Origin of the sequence: Paenibacillus sp. FSL E2-0201, from assembly GCF_037963325.1 — a bacterium.
GTDB lineage: Bacteria > Bacillota > Bacilli > Paenibacillales > Paenibacillaceae > Paenibacillus_AQ.
On the sequence record NZ_CP150154.1, the window covers coordinates 763,965 to 785,182 of the forward strand.

The 21,218-nt window shown below is 33.9% G+C and carries 10 protein-coding genes; 9 read left to right on the forward strand and 1 reads right to left on the reverse strand.

The window, feature by feature from the left end:
- Positions 1 to 130: 130 nt before the first annotated feature.
- A complete protein-coding gene (locus NSU15_RS03410; RefSeq protein WP_339289177.1) occupies positions 131 to 481 on the reverse strand; it encodes a helix-turn-helix transcriptional regulator in 351 nt (116 codons plus the stop codon).
- Positions 482 to 613: 132 nt separating this feature from the next.
- Between NSU15_RS03410 and NSU15_RS03415 the strand changes: the two genes are divergently transcribed.
- The 9 genes from NSU15_RS03415 (at position 614) to NSU15_RS03455 (ending at position 20,622) form a co-directional block, all read left to right on the forward strand.
- Positions 614 to 1,429 (forward strand): hypothetical protein, encoded by an 816-nt coding sequence (locus tag NSU15_RS03415; RefSeq protein WP_339289179.1) that lies wholly within the window; start codon positions 614 to 616, stop codon positions 1,427 to 1,429.
- Between the two features lie 132 nt (positions 1,430 to 1,561).
- The gene (locus tag NSU15_RS03420; RefSeq protein ID WP_339289181.1) at positions 1,562 to 2,440 is read left to right on the forward strand and encodes a DUF4007 family protein; all 879 of its coding nucleotides are present in this window, start codon (positions 1,562 to 1,564) and stop codon (positions 2,438 to 2,440) included.
- 10 nt (positions 2,441 to 2,450) lie between these two features.
- A complete protein-coding gene (locus NSU15_RS03425; protein WP_339289183.1) occupies positions 2,451 to 5,927 on the forward strand; it encodes a hypothetical protein in 3,477 nt (1,158 codons plus the stop codon).
- Positions 5,928 to 5,931: 4 nt separating this feature from the next.
- On the forward strand, positions 5,932 to 6,810 hold the full coding sequence (locus NSU15_RS03430; RefSeq protein ID WP_339289185.1) for a hypothetical protein: 879 nt from the start codon (positions 5,932 to 5,934) through the stop codon (positions 6,808 to 6,810).
- Between the two features lie 169 nt (positions 6,811 to 6,979).
- Entirely contained in the window at positions 6,980 to 8,746 is a 1,767-nt protein-coding gene (locus NSU15_RS03435; protein ID WP_339289187.1) for a hypothetical protein, read from the forward strand.
- 15 nt (positions 8,747 to 8,761) lie between these two features.
- On the forward strand, positions 8,762 to 10,264 hold the full coding sequence (locus NSU15_RS03440) for a hypothetical protein (RefSeq protein WP_339289188.1): 1,503 nt from the start codon (positions 8,762 to 8,764) through the stop codon (positions 10,262 to 10,264).
- A 1-nt stretch (position 10,265) separates the two neighbouring features.
- On the forward strand, positions 10,266 to 15,497 hold the full coding sequence (locus NSU15_RS03445; protein ID WP_339289190.1) for a DUF87 domain-containing protein: 5,232 nt from the start codon (positions 10,266 to 10,268) through the stop codon (positions 15,495 to 15,497).
- Complete coding sequence (locus NSU15_RS03450; RefSeq protein WP_339289192.1) at positions 15,494 to 16,321, forward strand: hypothetical protein; 828 nt, start codon at positions 15,494 to 15,496, stop codon at positions 16,319 to 16,321. Before NSU15_RS03445 ends, NSU15_RS03450 begins: the two co-directional genes overlap by 4 nt.
- Positions 16,322 to 16,332: 11 nt before the next feature.
- On the forward strand, positions 16,333 to 20,622 hold the full coding sequence (locus tag NSU15_RS03455) for a hypothetical protein (RefSeq protein ID WP_339289193.1): 4,290 nt from the start codon (positions 16,333 to 16,335) through the stop codon (positions 20,620 to 20,622).
- The last annotated feature ends 596 nt before the right edge of the window (positions 20,623 to 21,218 follow it).

Genomic DNA, 21,218 nt, shown 5'->3' on the forward strand with positions numbered 1-21,218 from the left:
GTCGGTGGCTGTGTTGGTTAGGAGTAAGTAGAAACAGAAGGGTGCCCTTGAATCTAAGATGATTATTAACGGCACCTCTTTGATTTAATTTTATTCATGTTTTTATAAAAAAGTTAATAATTACGAAAGCTCATTTCTTTCGCTTTAATTGGTAAAGACGATACATTTCTAGTTCTTCCTTTAACCTTTGTGCTTCCTCAGTTGTTATTTCCTCCAATTTATTTTGGCCAAAGAAAATATAAGGTGGACGTTCATCTTTTAGCAAATCTTCAAGGTATGCTTTGTCCTCTCTTCCAAGTAAAAAATCCACAGAGACTTCGAAAGTGTCGGCAAGTCTAATTAATGTACTTAGATCAGGAACTCTTTTTCCTGATTCATAGCCAGATACTGATACCTTTGAAACTCCTATAGCATCCCCTAACTGTGATTGTGTGAAGCCGTTCTGAACTCTTAATTTTTTTATTCTTTCAGATATTAACATACAACCACCTCAGAGATATTTTACCCTAAAGTTAACGAAAGGTTAACAACGAAATATTGAAGTTAACTAATGGATGATTTATAATATTTGTTAACATATAGTTAACTTTTTTATTGTGAGGGAGGCTCTGTAATGAAGAGAATTGTTTTCTTATCTGGTGGGATTGGGAGTTGGGCTGCAGGGATGAGGGTGAAGGAGAAATACGGCAGTGATGACATCATTAACATATTTACTGATACGAAAAAGAAAAATGATAGACACCCTCATCGGGGTGAGGATCAAGATTTATATCGTTTTTTAAATGAAAGTTGGAGTTACATTGGTGGGGGATTGGAATGGGTGTCTGTGGGTAAACATATATGGCAAGTTTTTGAAGAAGTAAGGTATATGGCAAACACGAGACTTGATCCATGTAGCAGAATACTCAAGAGAGAAGCTGCAAGAAACTGGATAGAAAAGAGATTTGCACCGGAAGAAGTTACTTTATATCTTGGAATTGATTGGACTGAAGAACACCGCTCAAAAAAGTGTAGAGAGTATTGGAAACCGTATCAAGTTGAGTTTCCATTAATTAATGAACCATATTTGTCTAAAGAAGATATGTGTCTATGGGTTGAAAGATATGGAGTCAATAGGCCTCGTTTATATGATATGGGTTTTTCACATAATAATTGCGGAGGATTTTGTGTAAAAGCGGGACAAGGACACTTCTACAATTTACTGAAACAAATGCCTGAACGATATGCCTACCATGAAGCGAAGCAAGAAGAGCTATTCTTAGTCATAGGGAAAAGATTTCCTTTCATAAGAAGAACAGTAGATAAACAAATAAACTATTTAAGTTTAAAGGAATTTAGGAAGCTAGTAGAAAAAGACGAATTGAATAACAATGAAACATCGATTGATTTGATGGACATCGGTGGGTGTGGATGCTTTAATGATGTATGAAAGTAAAATAACCAATAAAAATAGAACACAGGTTCCTTAAAGTTCTGTCCATCTTCAATTTAATAGTGTATAATCACTCCTGGAGAGTATTCTCCAGGAGTGATTTTTTTACGGAAAGGAAGAACTACTAATATGGCTTATGCTAGACATCAGAGTTTTTATATAAGAGATAAATGGTTCAGTAAAGGATTAAGGGCAGTAAAGCAAAATAATAGATTTTTCTTTAATGAATATGCCTTTGAAACAGTTGGATTAGGTAAAAATATGCTTGAATCCTTAAAATATTGGTTGTTTGCTTTTGACGTCCTCGAAGAAAGGACAGCAGAAGGTCAACGAATACATGTCCTAACTGAATTAGGTGAAATCTTATTTCAGAATGATCGACTTTTACAAAAAAATGAATCTTTAGCTATACTTCACTATCATTTGGTGAGGAATAGAAACGATCAGTCTACTGTATTTAATTGGTATTTTAATAGGTACAGAGAAACTTCTGTTAGTAAGCCTGATTTGTTTAACTCTTTTGTAACTTGGGTTAGTCAAAACGAAGCAAAGGAAATTTCAGAGAATTCTCTAAAACGGGATATAGACTGTTTGATTCAATTTTATACCAAATCACCCGATGATAACGATCCTGAGGATGCAATGTTTTCTCCATTTTCGAAGCTAACATTAATGAAGAGTGAACGTTCGGGTGAGGGCTTTGACACAATCAAGAAAATCACCCCGGAGATTAATACAATTGGAATAGCTTCACTCTATTATATTCTTCTTAATTTTGATGCTATCCCTGAGGATAGGCTTATCAGTGTTGATGAAATTGTGAATGGTGATAACCTGTGGGGGAAGACATTTAATCTGTCTCGAAATAAGGTGATTGAAGCGTTAAATATTCTTACTAGCCACGAAAAGTACCCAATTGAGTACGTTAGAACAAATAATTTGGATTATATAAAGTTACCGTTGATAACTTCGGTTGATTATATTAAGAGAGAGCACTTGAAAGGATGACCTACTAGACATGGCTTTTAAGTCCAGCGTTAACATAAAATTCGACTTGGGGAACACTGAGTTAATAAGACGATATATCCCCACACCATCCCATGCTGAGGCAATGAAAGGGATAATTAATGGGTTTACTACTGATACTAACCGAGCACATATTATTGTTGGTCCATATGGCACGGGTAAATCACTATTAGCAAATGTAATTGGAAGTATTGTATCAAAAATGGCTAGCTCTAATGACATAGATACATTAGTTGGAAAGTTTGAACAAGTTGATGAACAAATTGCTTCGAAAATTCAGACTGTTAGCAATTTACCAACATCTTATCTACCAATTTTATTGAGTGGTAATGAGGGTAGATTTAGACATTCTATTTTATCTGGGATATTAAAAAAGCTTAAAGAAAAAGGGATTGACGTTGTATTACCTGGGTTATCCACTAAGATCATAAAGTCTGTAGAGGTGTGGAATCAAAAATTTCCAGATACTTATCATAAGTTTTGCCTTCAGTTGAAGCAAGATGGAAGAAATATTGATGATTGGATTGAAGAGATAAAAAAACAAAATGAAGTTGAGATTAAATATTTCTCAACCATTTACCCATTGCTTAGTGCTGGTGCTACCTTTGATATTGACTACGATTATAGCTTTCTTTCACAAATGGAGTATTTAGTAGCTGTTCTTCAAGATAATAACCTTGGAGTTTTTGTCGTTTATGATGAATTTGCAAGATTTTTGCTAGGTTTAAACGCTGCTAAATTTAATGAAGCAATGCAGGATATTCAAGATCTTGCTGAGCTAGCGAACAGATTTAGTTCGATACACTTACTACTAATCACTCATAAGAGTTTGCGTTACTATTTCAGCACATCTAATGATGATACAGCAAAGGAATTTCAACGCATTGAGAAACGATTTAATCAATATTTGGTGAAAAGTGATCAAGTAACGTTTCTAAGGATTGCTGAAATTATATTAGCAGAGAACATTAATCAAAAGCCGATTATAAGTACTTCAGAGTTTAATAGAACACGGGAAATGTTGAGGAAGTATCCTCTCTTTCCAAGTATTAATCAAACAGAACGTGATGAATTGGTTGTTCGAGGTATGTTTCCCCTTCATCCCGTAGCGATTTTTCTGTTGCCAAACCTAACCCGAGTATTTGGACAGAATGAGAGAACGTTGTTTACTTTTTTAGAAAGTCAAGAAACTGGTGGTTTGCTAAATCATATTAATAAGACTAATGACTATTATTTAGCACATCAGTTGTTCAATTTCTTCTTTCCTGACGCTTATGATATCGGTAATGAAGATTTTTCTGAACATATCCTTCTTTACAGAAAAGCAATGGCTCGTCTTCCTGAAGGATTCTTGAATAAGAAATCAGCAATGAACTTAGTGAAAATCATAACCCTTTGGAATCTGTGCGCAGTACAAAGCGAGCAAAAGTTAAACACCGAATTCTTAAAATTTGCAACGCAAATTAATGAGGACGAGCTATCAGATATTTTACAACTATTAAGCAAACATAAGGTAATTCGATTTAATCGAGTGAATGACTATTGGGAGCTATTCGCTGGTAATTCAGTTGATTTGCAAGAAAAATTAGATCATGAAAAGCAACTATTAAAAGTAGACCAAGTAAAAGAAGTAGAGATATTACACAATAATCTAGTGAAAAAATTTTACTTGCCGGAACGTTACAACGATGAAAAGGGAATGACGCGCTTCTCTGCAGTAAGAATTGTATATGGACGAGATATTATAGAGGGGAAATGGGAACAGAAGGCTCAGGCTTGCGATTTGGCAATATACTATGTTTTAGCGAATGACCAAGAAATGTATAAATCATTAGACTTAATTTTGCGAGATTTAAGCAAAGGATCGAACAGGGAGTTATTCTTTTTACATCATAAGCCGATATCAGATATTTTGCCTGAAGTTTATAATTATATTGGATTGGATTTATTAAGAAAAAACAAGACTTTGCTCTCTGAAGATAGAGGTATTAAGGAAGAGCTAGAGATACTTCTTAATGAAATTAAATATAGAATATCTTTGTATCTGTCAGAGATATCCTCTTTCAACGAAGAAAAGGATTGGTATATTACTGGAAGGAAAGTAACAATTGGTTCTGAATTTGATTTAACTGAAATACTGTCGGAAAAATGCTATGAGTTGTACAGTTGTACTCCTGTGATTTTGAATGACTCCTTCAATAGGAACGCAGTTTCGGGGGTGCAAAGAAATGCAGCAGTACAGCTAATCGATAAAATGATTGAGGATCCACGTAATGAGCATTTTGGAATTAAAGGAAATGGACCTGATTATGCTTTGTTTGCTGCTATATTTAAAAACAATGATAGGCTTGATGTGAATGTGAATAATTTGGATTATTCAAACATAAAAAATGAATCTTTTCGTGCACTTAGATCAAGACTGACTGAAGTACTAGAGAGTAATTCGACAGGTAATTTTAAAGATATAGTTGAATTGTTCTTAGCTCCACCGTTTGGTATCAGAAAACCATTGATTCCTATTCTTCTTGTTGCTTTGCTTAGGGATCGTTGGAATGAGTTTATGTTGTATCGTAACGATATGTTTGTTCCAGGTATTAACGGTGCCAAGTTATATGAAATTATAGTGGAGACAGGCCCGGAGAACTATCAGTACGCTTATGAACATATAAATGATAATTATATTGAATTCTTCAACACTATTGAGAAGTTTTTTGTTAATTCGCTAGAAACGCGTTTGAATAATCAATCTAGATTGATTTTCATTTGTGGTACTTTATTGAAATGGCTAAGATCTCTTCCTAGGATAGCGCAAACTTCAGTTAATGTAGATAAGGATTTTAAGGGATTTAGAGATCTTATAAAAAGGTCTGAGGTAGATCCTCAACAATCAGTTGCACAGCTATTGAACCAATACCAACACAACATTGATAGGTTACTAGTTATTAAAAAATATGCGGAGAATTTCACTTCGTTGCTGAAGAGAGAGCTAGCTGATAAGACGTTGCAAGCTGTTGGTGTCAGTAACTTTAATAGCTTAAAAGATTGGGTTGAAATACATCAAGCAGAAGGATCTTATTCAATTAATAAGCTCCCGGAAAGAATCGATAACTCTCTATCCGATGAAAACGAAGAAACATGGGTAGAACAATTTTCTGAAAATTACGTTGGGGTTAAAATTGAAGATTGGTCTGACACCACATACGATTTGTTTTTCACACAGCTTAAGCATGATCTGAAGGAGCTGAAATTAACAGATCGTGAGATAAAACATAATAATTTAAATGTAGTCTCTATTCAACTTAACAACAGTAGAAGATTAATAAATAAGGTTGATTTATCTGTTAAATCGGCAACTGTTTACTCGAATTTAGAAAGAATTGTAAATAACGCTGGAAAGAACGTGCCGCGGCAAGAACTCGAGTATCTTATCTATCAACTGTTTGAAAATTATGTAGTGAAATCGGAGTGATAATATGGACACCCAAGAAAAAAAAGTTGTACATGTAGCAATGTTTAGCGGCGGAGCTGGGAGTGCGTATGTCGCTTATCATATGGTACAAACCTATGGCAAAGAAAACTGCATTTTGTTTTTTACAAACACCTTATGGGAAGATGAAGATAACTATCGCTTTATGGAGGAAGTATCTAATCATGTGGGCCTGGAAATTACAGAAAGGCTCGATGGAAGAACTCCAGAAGAAGTTTTTTATGATGCACGATTTCTTGGTAATGCGCGTTTAGCTAAGTGTTCAGAAGAACTTAAAGTGAGACAAACCATACTCTTCTTAGAGGATGAACTAAGAGACCAAAAGAATTTAGAGCCAATTCTTTATTTTGGAATTGGTCCACATGAGAAGCATCGTGCCGAAAATTTAAAAGAGTTTTATGAACACTATCCTTTAGAACCTATCGAAACGCGGTTTCCGTTAATTGATCTGTTTAGAGAAGATCTTGATGCCAAAGGAATCATTCGGGATGAATGGGGAATTGAGTTGCCTCGAATGTATAATATCGCAGAACAACTAGCTGAAAAGGAGAATAACGAAAACGCCAAACTAGCACTAAAATATGGGATTAAGGGGTTTTCCCATGCCAATTGTGCTGGAAGATGTGTACGGGGCGGATTCCAACATTATGCACTTTTATATGCGATTTGGCCAGAAAGATATCGGGAACAAGAGGAGATGGAGGAACGTTTTAGAGCGAGTTTTAAAAAGGATGTTTCGATCCTTAAAAAAAATGGCGGTTCTTATACCATGAAAGAGTTCCGCGAAGTTATGGAAGCGGAGGGGTTTGAGAAATTTTTGTTTAAAGCAGATGCGGACATTCCTTGTGTTTGTTCATTTTCATAATTTCGACGTTAAGCCCAGGAGATATTTCCTGGGTTTTTTTATGCTGGAAATTTGAATTGATTGCTTGCCAAAGGGATTTGGAACTATATGTCGAATTTATTATTTAGGCATTTTTATCTATGGCTGGTAAAGATCGGATCATTTCACCAATTGAGGAGAATTGTAAATAATGATAAATCCGTTTGTAGATTATTTAAATACATTGAACAATGCAAGCTCAAATAACGAAAACGCTCTTGCGGAATCACAGGTTCTGAATGAATATTATGAAAAAGTTATGGTTGAGCGTAATATCGGTACCAAACTTACTGAAATGGTGACTGAGCAAAACCCCCAGACAATTATTTTAACAGGTCATGCCGGTGATGGAAAAACCTCTTTGCTTATACAAGTGTTAAAGTCGCTCGGTCTCTTAGAGCCTAAAAAGGCATTGAAAAAATATGACTTTGTTAAAAACAGTCATAATCGAGGAATATTTTATGTCAAGGATATGAGTGAGTTAAACTCAGATGAACAACTTAACTTACTTAGTTCCGCATTAAGTGCTCCAAAAGAGGGGAAGTCGGCGATTTTAGTTTCAAATACGGGCCCCTTAATTAATACTTTTGAAAAATTATTTACCAATCAACCCGAAGTTGATGCTATTGATGTGGAGATGACACTCCTGGAAAGTCTGGATCAGAATGATGAAAAAAAAATTAAATTAGGTGAGTACTCGTTTACTGTCATAAATATTGCTCGGATAGATAATGTAGGAATCATCAAACAAATTCTGGAAAAGATATTAGCCGCCGATCTTTGGGAGGGGAATTGCTCTAGTTGTGTAAATCAAGCTGTATGTCCTATTTATAATAACTACAAAAACCTGACTAACAACAGACATAAAAATAGAGTGATAGAATTTATACAGAATTATTATAGGTGGTTGTATGAAAACGACAGCCGTCTGACTATTCGGCAAATTTTATCTCACCTTTCCTTTGCTATAACAGGTAATTTAAATTGTAATCAAGTAAATAAATTATCTGTTAATAGAGACGCTTTATTCAATTATAATTTTTCAAACTTATTTTTTGGTTTTAAGGGTATTAAAGAAATCCCTGATGCGAAGCAAATAAGAGCTATAAGGGAGTTAAATAAACTGAATCTAGATTCGATATGTATTTCGCAAGATTATAAATTGTTTGTTCAAAACGATTTCAGTGACTTTGCAGAAGAGCAACAAAATCTACTAGAACTTACTTATAAGAAGTATATAAAAAGAAGTGTTGACTCCGATATCGGTTCTACTGCATCGATGAATTCAATTCAATTAAGAAGGTCCTTTAGACGGTTTTTCTTTTTCTTCAGTAATATTGATTCTGAGCGCTTTAATTTATTGATACAAGATTTATATAGTCCAGTGTTCCCAATGTTTCTAGAGTATCGAAATTTAGAATATAACAATTTACAAAAAAGAAGATTGTCTAATTTAATATTTGAAGGTTTGTATAGATTGCTTGTAGGAGTTCCACCGCGAAACGAGAAAAAGTTGTTTTTAACACTCAAACGAAATAATGAAAACATTCAAAGTGTTCAATTAATACAGGGAGAAGTGGATTTGAGTCATCTGAAATTGGAACAAAAAAAAGTTAAAGGTCTAGTAGATGATGATTTTCGCAATTATCAAATGTATTTAGGTTTTACAAACATGAAAGAAGAGTTCGAAGTGACCCTCCCCTTATTGGAGTACTTTGACCGATTAGCTCAGGGCTCAATCGCGACTCAGCTAAACCCGGCGTTATCCCACGGGATCGACCGATTACGCGCGGCGTTAATGGAATCTTATAGGTATTCAGACACAGAAACGGTACACTTATTAATAAATACGATCTCTGGTACTGAAATCATTTATTTGGAACTTACAAACGACGAAATATTCGTACATGATATGTAAAGGGTGTATAAAACAATGGTGTTTCCTAATATAAGTCGGGATTTAGAAAGAGAAAGTCTTGCAAATCATGTTTATGGTTTACGTATTCATGAGGATCAGACATTACACGAGTATTTACTCGAGTTCCTTTTAATTTTTGTTTCTCAAAAAGGAGTGGGGACTCAAAAAGGTTATGATAATGCTTTTCCAGATCTCGATCTGCTCCAAAATAGTTCTGATCGATTACAATATTTTGCGGTTAATCGTATGGGGCTAAAGCGTTTTGTTTTCTTTGAAAGAAGCAAAAACGAAAATAAGTATCAAGTAGATAAAGATGCCTATTATGAAATATGTAATTTAATTGAAAAGAAGATAAATGTAGAATCTGATAATTTTGATGAAGCGGAAGTGTTGAATGTTATACAGGATTTGTTTTATGGATTTAATGCAATAATCAGAAATAGGTCCTGGTTTGTTCAATCATTATTACCTATCTGCCCAGAAGTGATTTTCACAGAAACTATGGGACGCAATAAAGATAGGGTCAATCTTAAGTTCGATATAACCTCCAAGGATGCTGACTATAAATTTGAAGTAAATGGTCATTACTTTATGGCTAGAAGTGGGGAAGTATATTTCCTGCATATTTTACAGGGACTGATTCAAACACCTGATAAAAAATCAGAATTAGAATTGGGTCTTCGTAATTTATTAAGTTCGTTCCCACAGTTTTCGCACTTATCAAACTGGATACAGAGACAATGGGAGAAATATGTCGTTTTTGAACAGAATCCTATAGTAAAAACTTGCGAATGGGTTCCAGCTGGCTATGAACGAAGAGCGAAATATTCGGTGAGTGAATTACTCTTGTTTTTGCAGTCAAACATTGATCCATTTCAAAAAATAGAGATCTTGGCGACTGGCATCATTCTTCAGGTATTAAGAATGATGCACGAGCAAGCACATTTAGAACTTAATGGAAAAGATTCGTACCCAGTTTGGATAGTCGATTTAAAAGGTAGTCAGCAAGGAGAAATTCGAAAAAGATCAATAGCATCATATAACTCATGTGAGGATGATTTATTAGCAGTTCTTCATACTAAATTAGACGCAATAAGTGACAAAAAAAAATCTGGAAAGTCAGATGTCAAGTTAATAAACGAAGCTACTGAAAGTTCCCATAAATTATTTAGAAAAATGGGAAAAGACATTGATTTAGTTATACCTCCCAAGGGAGCGGGAATGCGCTTTTCTCTATCTGAGAATCTTGTTAAATTTCTAGTTCTTTCGATTATCCCCCCAGGAAAAAAAGTCTCTTTGACGACTTTTTTAAAGGAAATTTATAAGCATTACTACATTATAATTGGCCCGCAAGAAATGCTTGATCATTCCCTGCAAATCGGAGAAACTGAACTGAATTTCTCCGATTTTGAATTTAATAAACATGCGTTTCAAGATCTGTTGAAGAAATGTGGATTTTTACGAGACTTGTCTGATTCAACTAGTATCGTAGAAAATCCTTTTAGGAGGATCGAATAGTATGAAGTACTATATACATGAATTGATAAAATTAGTACAGAACAGCATAAATTTTGATACTAATTCAACCAAGATAATACGACTAGATAATTTTCCCCATCCGAAAATATATGTAAGTGTATCCTCGTATTTTGAAAACCATTTTAAAGAGAAAAACATCCCATTTATAGCTAAGTTATCATATGGTAAATATCGCGACTTTTCTTCGATTAATGATTCAGGCTTACAAAATTCTTTGGAAAAGTTAAAGGAGTTAAATTTTGTAGATATTGATAATCATATGACAAATTGGCGTAACAAATCTATAGAAGATAAATCTGTATTATTTATGATGGGGACTGAATCGGTAGAAGACAGAGGAGGTCTAGCTGATTTTTTCTCTCTTTCACCGTATGAAATGGAAACACATATCGAGAATAAGGTTAGTAGCTGGTTCCTATCCATTTTACCGGATTTGAGTGACTTGGAGCTTCATGCTATAAATAAATACTTTAATATGCTTTTCAGACATGTTGAAAAAGACTATTTAAAAATTAGCACTATAGTTGAGGGACTAGAGAAACTAGATATAACTACTTCAGAGGAACTATTGGAGTGTTTATTTTCGAGGCATTTCATTGATTGGGGTTTGCCAAACATAAAAGATAATAAGTTAGTGCCAACAATTTTGGACATAAGTAACGGCAGAACTAAAAGTAATATTATAGAAAAATCTGTAAAATATAAAAATAGACAGGATTTTAAAGATGGATTGACAGAGAGTAAATTCGCAAAGTATTTGAAGCAGTTTGAGCAATTTGAGCAAGAGCAGCTCAGTGATTTAACTGACGAGAATTTCTTTCCATTCGATAACTACGAGCATTTCAAGAAAGTAGCCATAGATTATATAAAGGGAGTTAACATTTCCGAAAACCGTGAACTATTGTGTCGATGTGACTTTGTACTTATAGACAAAATAATGCAGATTAAAGTTGGAGGTTCTCCACCTTCCCAGAAAACTCCTAAAGTTCATGGGAACCCTCTAGAGTCACTTACAAAATCATTTCTAAATTCCCTTAAGGATTTCAACGATAAGTCATCTTTATCTTCAATTGAAATACAATTGTCTGATATAAGCTTGGCAAATTGCGCAAATGAAGATGATTTACAAAGGTCTTGGAACCAGGTTTGTCTCTTTTCAGACGGCATATTAGATTTTATTTGTAATGAAGCCTGGTTAAATGTTCAAGGAGAAGAGATAAATTTTAAATGGAAAAGTTTTAATCCCTTCGAGATTTCCAGTATTCATGATTTTATTAGTAACGGTTTAATTAAAAAGGCGGCACAAAACAAGAAGTTTTCAAGTTCACGATTAGCTATTTCGCTGGTTTCTGAAAGTCAGAAAAAAAGTTTTGAATATATATGGGAATTTCCACCGAGTTCACCATGGCTGTATACTTTTTCAACATTATTTGATCAATATGACAATGAGAATTACCAGGATTCTTCCAGTTATATTCCTTTCATAACACATAAGAGAATATATGATCTACTTAACTCATCCAGTGAGGAAGAGTTTTTTCCATTATTAGATAGTATGGGTTTTAATTTTAATACAAACATAGTTAAAGCGTTGGAAACTAAATTGCATTACGGTGAAAACTCAGAATTAATAGATAAAGTACGAATAATGGGTTATAAATATAAGGAATTCTCTGAGGAAATAATGAACCATGGGTTCTTTGGTAGTTTTAATGGCCATCATAAAAATACTAGTATAAACTTTATTGACGAATATACTACTCTTTTTAAATGGTTAGCCAATAATAACTTTTCATCACAAGTGAACAATGTGATTCACTTATTAATAAACTCATTTATAATATCGGATTCCTTGGAAAATGGTGTGAATTATAAGGGAATAACTGGAGCTTTAATTGCGCCTTTTCATCCGGTAATGTTAGAAAAAATACAGGCACAAATGCTTTATTTGAGAGAAGGAGCACAAGAATTATTTAAGGATATTATTGATGACCAGAACTCTAATAAGACTTCTGTTGAAGATTACTTTTCAAGACTAGAACAATTATCAACGATTACGTCAGGAACGGATATGCTAATCTCGACGGAAAATAAGGAATTTCTAACTACAAAAAATGTTTTTGGATATTTTGCACTATACGGGAATAGTGGGGCTAGGAGTAACTCATTTTCTTCAGTAAATCTTCTTAATAGTGAGATTGTTCTGGATGAGGACTTTAGTGTAAAAGAATTTATGCGTTCTAGCCCGGTTTCAAATATTATTAAAACTTCAATTTTTAATTATTTGGAGACATTTCCTTCCCATATTGACGGTGTCAAAATAACCTTTATTAATCCGACAGAACTACAACCGATAATTGCCGGAGTTCATGAAGTTGTTCAAGTACTAAAAAGCTATAAAATAAAGATTAAATTGCAAATTCTAGTCCCTACATTAAAAGTAAATGGGACAAATTATTTGAGGTATTGGTTAGATAACTTCTTTTCCGAAGATGATAATGTTGAAATTAAAACATTTTTTAAAGTGTATGACCTCGAAAAAAAACAATTGGAAAAGCATCTAAGTGATATAGTTGACGACGCTGATATAGCTTTCATTCAAAATGTTCTGGCAATTAAGTCTATAGATTTTGATAAAGCCAATAAAAGCACAGACTTTAAGTCTACGAGATTCCCAATGGTTTTCTATCCATTACCGGTATCAAAAACTTCAGTTCATAGAAAATCAACGATTTCTCAGACCCAATTTGAAGCGAGTTTATATCATTCTCAAATTATTCAACAACTAGAAAATCCTTTTACACCGAAGGATACGTATAGAGTGGTTAAGGAGTTAGAATTAAGTAGTGAGTCTGAAATGCTGCTAAATGTAATTCATGAAAAAGCTAATTGGGTTGTTTGCATGGATCCAGGGATCGATAAAGATTTAATTAAATTAAAGAATAATCGTATTATTAGTTTTTCCACGGGTGAGGGTCCATTTGGTGAGTTAAATGTGACAACATCTGCAAAAGAAAAGATACAGCATGATATTACAAAAAAATTATATAAAAGATTACATCATAAATTCCCAACATGGACAAATGAGGAACTAGTTAAATCAGCGGAGTACTGTACTAGTGTATCAGGTACTTTAGATGGTGCTTGTTTGCTAAAAGCATTAAATCCGAGCGATTATAAAATACATGATTTTCTTGCATATGTTCTTACTGTTAAGTTCTTAAAGATTGAGGATAATAATGAGAACACATTGCTTAGTAGTTTGATTCATTTAGATTCATACCCCCATTGGTTTAAAGGTAAGGACACGAAAAGACCAGATTTTTTGTTCTTTCAAGTTGAAAAGAACGCACTCGATGAAGAAGTTATTACAATTAAAGCTACACTTATTGAGTGTAAACTAGGGAGTTCAAGTACTGCTCACATAGACAATGCGAAGCTACAATTAGATAGTGGATTGAACGTGTTAAGAGATTTGTGGAACCCTGATTCAAATTCAATTGAGAAAAGATATTGGTTTGCACAATTATATAGAGCACTGGTTTTTTCGAAAATTAACCTCCCAGACAATTCTCAAGATTATGTGAATTTCACTAATGCCTTACAGAGGGTTATAGATGGAAAATTCACTATTAATTGGGATGTGAAGTTATTAACCTATTGGTTGGATTACAACGAAGAAAATATTGGGATAGATTCCATAGTTCTTGGGACCAATAATGAAATCATAGGTGAACATTATTCTTTTGGACAATTATTCATACAAAAGATGTTGCTGCCCTATTATATGCAAAATAAGACATTTGAATTTGTAGATATAAAAGATGAAGAAGAAAATGATACCCTAGAATCAGATACATTCACCGATGAATATGAAAATAGAACAGGTTTGAAAGTAGAACCGGTCATTTCTCCTACAGTTATTCATAAAGAGGAAGAAGAATATCAAGCTTACTCAACTGTTCAAACTAAAACACCAAAAGATGAATCGTATGAAAAAGTTGATCAAGCAAGTAATACTAATATTGTGCATGATGCTGATACGTCAACTGATAGCCCTTCATATAATTCGGAGGGAAAGGTGGATATGAGTCAGGTACGTGTTTTGATTGGTGAAGATATTAAAACAAAAGAAAAAGTTTATTGGGAATATGGCCATGGAGACCTTCCAAATCGTCACATTCTTGTCTCGGGAAATTCCGGACAGGGTAAGACCTATGGTATTCAATGCATGTTACTTGAATTGGCTAAAAATGGTATTTCTAATGTCATATTTGATTATACAGATGGTTTTACCGAAGCAAAACTCGAACCTGAATTTAAAGAGTTTCTGGGTGGAAATATTGTTCAATTTCCTGTTTACCATATTCCTTTTCCAATCAACCCATTCAAAAAACATGAGATTGAGATTGCTGGTATAAAAACTCCACAGAAGGATGTTGATGTTGCAGAACGGATTAGAAGTGTGTTGCAGTCCGTGTACGGTTTTGGTGACCAACAAGCTAGTGCCATATACCAAGCAACTAAGAATGGTTTAGCAAAGTACAAAGATAAAATGAATCTTGAATATCTGCGTAAAGAACTTGAATTGATATCTAATGATATATCGAATGCTAAAACAGTCTTGTCTAAAATTTCAGCATTAGTTGATAGAGAACCGTTTGATTCTGAAAATACTAAAGATTGGGGTGATCTTAGAAAGGAAAAAGGAACCGTTTTTATCGTTCAGTTATCCGGCTTTACGCGAGATGTTCAGGTCTTGATAACAGAGTTTATTTTATGGGATAGCTGGTATTATAATGTTAAAAATGGAAAGAAAGAGTTGCCTTTTCTAGTGGTACTTGATGAAGCGCAAAATTTGGATCATAGTGATACTTCTCCTGCGGCTATGATACTTACTGAAGGTAGAAAGTTCGGCTGGTCAGGATGGTTTGCTACACAATTTATGAATGAAAAACTAAAAAAGGGTGGTGTCCAAAGATTACAACAGGCATCACAAAAGATTTACTTTGCCCCGCCGGAACAAGATCTAAGCGATACGGCTAGCACAATTGAAGCGGACAAGGTGAAAGCAAAAGACTGGAAAATTACTTTGTCTAAATTGAGTAAAGGTGAATGCGTTGTTGTAGGATACGCTTTAAAAAATGACCGGTTGGAAAAAGCAAAGCCAAGAGTTGTTAAGATTACTAGTCTAAAGGATAGGATATTATGACAAAGTCAGTTAATTTAAACTTTCACCAAACATTTGCTCCGGAAAAAGAGCATTTAATAAAAATTATTTCGATTTCAGAAGGTTCTAGTACGTTAACTAAAGAGGAAATATTTGAGCAAACAAACATACCTACTGGGGTAAGATCAGGGAAAGTGGTGCCACACATTAAATATGCTGAACATATGGGGCTTATAAATAGTTCAGTCAATGACTCTAAATATTTATTGAGTAGGACTGCATTAGGGGACTTGGTTAAAAAAGAGGATCCTTATATGTTAGAGCCCCTAACCGAATTACTTACCCATTATTTTTTGACATCGAAGGTATTTGGTGCTGCTTTATGGAGTTATATTTTTCGATCCTGTGTGCCAGTTTACGGTGCGGAAATCAGCTCAGTGAATATGATTTCCGCTCTTGAAAGGCATTTTGGAACTAAGAAAATTAATTTATCGCCTTTTAGAACAAGTTATTTGCAGGAAAAATCGGCTCTTTCAACACTTAGCTTTTTAACCTTAACAACGGATAGTTGGATATTTAGTAAACAGCAAATTGTTAGGTCCTATCAATTTTTATATGCCTATACATTGCTTGAAGATTGGGAACAAGTATTTGGAGAACGAACTGAATTATCTTTGGATGAGATTTCAAATAATCTTGGTTGGAATCATGCATATCTGTGGGACAAGAAAACAACATTGGATGTACTAGATTTGCTAGCTGATGCTGGGATAGTATCTATTAATAGGCAACTTAACCCTTTGATCATAATTAAAAATTCAAAGGCTTCAGAAATTCAACTTAAGATATACAGTATGCTATTATAGGTGGGGAATTTATGGTAACTATTTCAGAACTTCTTAACTTTAGACGTGATCTTTTTTTCGAGGGTGCAGTTCAAGCGGATTGGTACTATGATGAGCAAAAAAGATCTAAACCCGCTGAATGTTTTGTTTTCCATGGTCCCGAGTATTTCGGAGTAACCAAAGAAGACATACAATTTAAGGGGCATGAACTGATCGATACATGTTCATTTACCGAGTATATAGGAAGAAAATTGTATCAAGACGATGAAAGCAATCCTTTGGTTTTAGCTATTGCTGGGTATGGAACTGGTAAGTCGCATCTTGCATTAACTTTGGCCACTATTTTTGGAATGGAGCCGGGTTCTGAGAAGTTAACTAAAAGAATAATTAATAATATAGGGCTATCTTCAAAAGAATCAGCAAAAAACTTAGATATTACATTAAATAAACCGAATTTAGTAATTGTATTGAATGGGATGAGAGATTTTAACTTTAATTATGAATTACTATCTGCCGCGAGGAAATCACTTAGGGCCCACGGAGTAGACGATGAATTCTTAAAATCTATTACTAGGTCATACGAGATAGCCATTCATTTTGTAGAAAGGAATTTTGAGTTATTACATGAACAATTTTCTGCTATTGCTGAATCAAGAGGGATAGTTTCTGAGCAATTAAAGGAATATATCCTAAATAATCTAGATACTGATCCCGATATTTTCGAACTTGTAAATGAAGTGTATAAATCCATAAATAACAATTACATAAGATGGGATGACGGGATTTCGGCAGGGGACATTCTTTCTAAATTAAATGAGGCTGTCTGCGGGGACAGGGGATATTTTAATAAAATCCTCATATTATTTGATGAGTTTGGACGTTATATCGAATTTGCTTCTGAATATCCAACAAGAGCTGGTGAATCAGCTATTCAGCAGGTCTTTGAAGCTATACAAAATAATGATCGGCAAATTATATTTGTTGGTTTAATTCAAGCTGATTTGAAAACATATTTAGCCCGTGTAAATAATTCTTCAAATATCCAAAGATATGTAGGCCGTTATGAATCTAGTGATAAAATTCATTTATCCTCAAATCTAGAAACAATATTTGCGAACCTACTTGAAAAGAAAGACAGAGTTTTATTTGATAAACTAATTGTTCAAAATCAAAATAAAGAAAGTGAAATGAACCGTTGGAGAATTTTTCATACGGATCTACTAGAATGGATTCCTAACTCAAGACAGCATGGTGTATGGCGTAATTGGGAAGTTTTCAAAAAGGTAATAATGGAAGGAAACTATCCATTACATCCTTTAACAACATGGGTGTTAGCGAATTTGTCGAGTTGGCTTCAACAGAGATCTTCATTATCATTTTTAAGTTCTGAATTTGATAAGTTTATCAATAAAGAAATTCAAGAACTAGGAAGCTTGCCCTATATTTATCCTATTAATTTAATAAAAACAGACTTTTTTAAAGAACTTCTTTTGGCAGAAGAAGAAGGTAGACAGCAAAGTGAATATTGTATCCAATATAATTCACTATTCAGAAAATATGCCGATAAACTTTCTCAAAATGAGAGTGATGTATTAGCCGCTATTTTGATATTGAAAATCGGCCGATTTAAGACGAAAACAATCGAGGATGTAGTTAGGGGAGTTTTCTATGCCACTGGACTGGATGAATCTAAGATTAATGCTTCACTTATTGTGCTTGAGGATGATTATGGAATAATAGGTTTTGATGAAGCTGCGGGTACATTTGATTTTATCGAGGATGCGACTGGAGCAAATGATTTCAAAAGATTTATCTCTAAGAAAAGAAGTTCTACTAAAGTCGATATTAATTTATTGCTTAACGATGAAGATCTTAAGAGACTTGTAGATCTCTCTCCTATAGCAACGGCATTTTCTTCGAAACATCTCATTAGCACCAATGAATGGCAATTTATTCAAGATATTGCGGGGATTTCATCATTTACCGACAAATATATTGATCTTCAAATCAAAGATTGGCAGCAAAGTACCTCTGCAGAAAAAGCAAAAGGGAAAGTTATTTGGATATATATAAACGATGATTGTCAAACGGAAGAACTTGATAGAGTATTTAATATACTAAAAGGCAAGCATATAGAAACAAAACCAATTGTTATAATGCTTCTTAATGATTCAGGAAATCAATTTTATTCTTCTTTAATAGACTACCATATAATTTATCATTTGACAGAAGAAGAAAAAGCAAAGTATGCACGCTTCACAGTGAGCTTTATTGAAAAAACAGAGGTGGCTCTACAACAGCAATTTAGTTCACTACAAACAAGAAGAGAAAGAGTAACTGGAGATGGTATTACGATCTTGGAGAAAAGGCTAACACATTATTGTGATAGCATCTTTGATGAGATTTATAAGCGTATTGTACCGTTCCCTTTTGAGGGATTCAAAAACAAAAACATAAGCGCAGCAAAAAAGTTATTGATAACAATGGGGAGAAATGTATTATCTGGACTTATTAATTATCAATGGCTGCAGGCGCAAAGTAAGGATTTGAGAAACAGGATTGACTCAACACTTTTTGGTAACCATCCTGGTTCGTGGGGAGTTATCTCAAATTTAAATGATAAAATACAGTTTGTTTCACCAACGAATCCAAAAGTTAGGTTTGTTTTTGAAGAATTAGATAATACCATTCAATCAAAAGGAAATTTATCGTGTAAAGATATTTTTGAAGGATATTTAAAGCCCCCTTATGGTTTCAATGATTTTTCATTGGCTCTCTTAATAGCGGTGTATGTTGCATTTAAAGGAGCAGAGATCAAAGTAAGTGTAGGGAATGAAAAAGTTAAATCTAATGACTGGGCAAACGAGGTCTTTGGTGATAAAGGAATCGACTATAAATTACTAGAACAGACCTACTTTGCAAAGGTCAATATTGATGCTTACTTAGGGAGATATTTGGCGTTATGCACTAAGATAGAGCGGAATAATGATATCACAAAATGTCCAGCATTTTTGGAAGAACTAGAAAGGTTAGAAAGAGAAGAGGATGTGCCAGACGAACTAAAGGATAAAGTAGATTCGACAAAGCTTATTTTATCCGAAGGAATAAGATTGAATCAAAGGCTAACTCGCTTTATTGGAGAGAAAAAACATCAGCTTTCAGTCGGCATGAAGGAATCAAGTTATAAGGAGATTATATCAGTAGTCATTGCATGTAAAAATAGTCATACAATAATAGAAGAAAGCAGTAGATATGTGTACAACCAAGAACATCTTGATGAGTTTGAAAAACTTGAAGCTAATGCGAGGAAATTCATCGAAGAAAACTTTACTGAATGGGCTTCAAAAGTGAAATGTGAAAGCATTGCTCAAGTCACAGCTTTTGAGAAGTGGTTAAGCCATATCATATCTGATCTCAAGGAAATTGGATATTCTAATCTTTCAATGTTAGCGCAAACGAGATTGAATTTAATCTTAGATAATTTGGATATGATTAAAAATTTGCAAATTGCAAAAGAATCACTGATTAAGTTTATTGAAGTGTGTAAGCCTGATCAATATACCAACTATGAGCAACTGTTGTCATGGAAAAAAGAGGCTGAAACGATAAAGGATTATATCAATGGAAACAAAATAATAACTGATTATGATAAAAAAGAATATACTACGAAACTTAATCAGAAAATCAGTGTTTTGGATAATGTAATAGAAGTAATTAATGCTCAAATAACAACAATATATGATAAAGCGGCAGACTTAAAAACGTTAAAGGAATGTAGAGATCTAACAAAAGATATCAGATATCTTTTACAAAAGTCACTTCGTCCGGTTGATAGGGATGGGATTGAAGTAATTGGTGATTATACCCAAGATGTTCTAAATGATTTTGACAGCTTAGAAAAATTCAATCTTAGAAACAGAAATGAGATTTCAATTGAACTAGAAAACTTAAAAAATAAGTGGCAAAGTCGAACGGATGAAATTGTTATTGATGATGTAGTTGATGACTATAAGAAAGCAAAATTTGAAGATTTAGATGAACTTGAAGGAAGATGGATGACAAAATATTTATCATTGTCTCATGAGGTGATCGAGGAATACAGCTCTAGTGATTGTATTAAATGGCTTAAAGAAACAGAGTTTTTACCGGAATATTTGGAGGAACGAGCAAGAAAAAAACATCAGTCAATAGCTAATGAGGTTAAGAATAGACTTAACTCACTTCAAGTAGAGGCTGTAGTTTCAATGTTTGAAAGTTTACCTGAAGGACAGAAAGAAGTTTGCTTAGAGCTGTTACAAATTCGATTGAAGTCAATTAGTTAGTAATTGAAGGATTTGTTACAATATATCAAATTGAAATAATTAAAGGGTAGGCTTTTTCGGTTCTCTAACATAAAGGCGTGTCCATGAAGCCAAACACAAGAGCACATAGGTGTGGGAGCCATAATTTACTTTTGGACTGTCCATGTGACAGTCTATTTCTATTATATGCCGGTTGAACATGTGTTTCTTTCAATACGATTCATTCAAAAAGTTAACAGACTTCCATTTATAGTCTGAATAAAAGGAAACCTTACCAGTTTGTCGAATAACCATACGTATTGTAAGTCTAGCTACTACGAGGTTCTACTGTGATGTAAAACCTATGTTCTCTTCGAAAAGATTCGACTTCAAGCCACTATTAACTTTGTGGACTCACCAACCTCCAAGTTAAAATTGAAGGTTTCTTCCGCACACATTGAAGAGTTATGCGAGCATAAAATCAATATCTAACTTGATCAGCTGTCTAAATAGTATAAATAGTTAAGCGATCTATTACTTCCTAATTCAAGGTCTCGAATCGGTTACCTTAGAATGATCATATACTGATTTTCCAAATGAGTCTATTTCTAGAACTATTGCGGCAAACTTAAACTCCT

Bases quoted from the DNA above. Each gene is read 5' to 3' on its own strand.
- NSU15_RS03450 (WP_339289192.1), top strand. From the start codon at position 15,494: ATGACAAAGTCAGTTAATTTAAACTTTCACCAAACATTTGCTCCGGAA.
- NSU15_RS03455 (WP_339289193.1), top strand. From the start codon at position 16,333: ATGGTAACTATTTCAGAACTTCTTAACTTTAGACGTGATCTTTTTTTC.
- NSU15_RS03415 (WP_339289179.1), top strand. From the start codon at position 614: ATGAAGAGAATTGTTTTCTTATCTGGTGGGATTGGGAGTTGGGCTGCA.
- NSU15_RS03435 (WP_339289187.1), top strand. From the start codon at position 6,980: ATGATAAATCCGTTTGTAGATTATTTAAATACATTGAACAATGCAAGC.
- NSU15_RS03420 (WP_339289181.1), top strand. From the start codon at position 1,562: ATGGCTTATGCTAGACATCAGAGTTTTTATATAAGAGATAAATGGTTC.
- NSU15_RS03430 (WP_339289185.1), top strand. From the start codon at position 5,932: ATGGACACCCAAGAAAAAAAAGTTGTACATGTAGCAATGTTTAGCGGC.
- NSU15_RS03440 (WP_339289188.1), top strand. From the start codon at position 8,762: ATGGTGTTTCCTAATATAAGTCGGGATTTAGAAAGAGAAAGTCTTGCA.
- NSU15_RS03445 (WP_339289190.1), top strand. From the start codon at position 10,266: ATGAAGTACTATATACATGAATTGATAAAATTAGTACAGAACAGCATA.
- NSU15_RS03425 (WP_339289183.1), top strand. From the start codon at position 2,451: ATGGCTTTTAAGTCCAGCGTTAACATAAAATTCGACTTGGGGAACACT.
- NSU15_RS03410 (WP_339289177.1), bottom strand. From the start codon at position 481: ATGTTAATATCTGAAAGAATAAAAAAATTAAGAGTTCAGAACGGCTTC.